This window comes from Okeania sp. SIO2C9 (genome assembly GCF_010672455.1).
Classification (GTDB): Bacteria; Cyanobacteriota; Cyanobacteriia; order Cyanobacteriales; family Microcoleaceae; genus Okeania.
Genome location: NZ_JAAHGO010000293.1, coordinates 1 through 1,089, shown reverse-complemented (window position 1 = coordinate 1,089; position 1,089 = coordinate 1). Strand labels below are relative to the sequence as shown.

At 38.8% G+C, this 1,089-nt stretch carries 1 protein-coding gene; it reads left to right on the top strand.

What is annotated here, in order from left to right:
- The coding region (locus tag F6K23_RS41110) for a glycosyltransferase (RefSeq protein ID WP_293167048.1) at nt 1-881 on the top strand (881 nt) is incomplete at its 5' end.
- Nucleotides 882-1,089 lie beyond the last annotated feature (208 nt).

Here is a 1,089-nt window from a genome sequence, read left to right as displayed (position 1 = left end):
TTGTAGTTGAAGCTGAATTTTACACCACGATACAGGCAAAAATTGACTGGAGAAGTCACCCTGTTAAACAAGCTTCAACTTCTCTATTTACACAACTACTTCCTCAAGTAAGGCGGCAATGGATTAGGAATTCCAGTGGCATTGTTGTCGAGACTGAGCAGATGAAATCCTTTCTGATTGAGAAAAAGTATGCCAGCTACAACAAGCCCATCTATTCGATACCAAATGGCATCGACCCTCAGATTTTCTTTCCCCGCGATCGCTATGCTTGTCGCCAACAGTTAGGAATTAGTCAAGATAGTCTTGTTCTCACCTATGTAGGGTCTTTAAATCGCTTCATTCAAGAGCCAGGACCAATTATTGAAGCCTTGGGTCGCGAGAAGCCTAAAGATGTTGTCTTGTATATGATTGGTGATGGCAACAAGCGCAAAGAACTAGAAAATATTGCTAGTAAATTTGGCGCAGCAGTGATTTTTAAAGGTAGACTACCACAGCAAGAAGCTGCCCTATATGTCGGAGCAGCAAATCTTTGTCTTGCTCCCTATAATAAGGCTCTATTCCCAGAAGGTAAATTCACAAGTGCCAGTCTCAAAGTGTGTGAATATCTAGCCTGTGGTCGTCCAGTACTAACTATTCCCTGTGAACGAATGGACTATTTACTAAATCATGGTGAATATGGTTTCTTGGTTGAAAATGAAGTAGAAAGTTACAGAAAATTCTTCCAAGCAACACCTAGTATTAGAGAGATTTTGGAAATAGAAAAATCACTGATTAACAACTTGAATAACTCTACTTTAAGAGCCCAAGGAATTGTTTTAACCTGGAAAGATATTGCCGAAATGTACAAGAAAGTCATCAGAGATAATTACACCTGCAAGTAAGAAGAGTAGAAGTTATCCTTCGGAAGGGACTAAATCATCTACTACAAACCTAACTCTGAAGGCGGCAATTGAGCAGTTGTTAAAAGTAAACTCACGACCTTAAAGATTTCACATTTTCTTAACTATCACCCTCAGAATTTGGTTTTAGACTCAGGCTAAAGTAGTAGGTAGGGATGACATTATTGCTAATTAAAATTTGTATTGATGA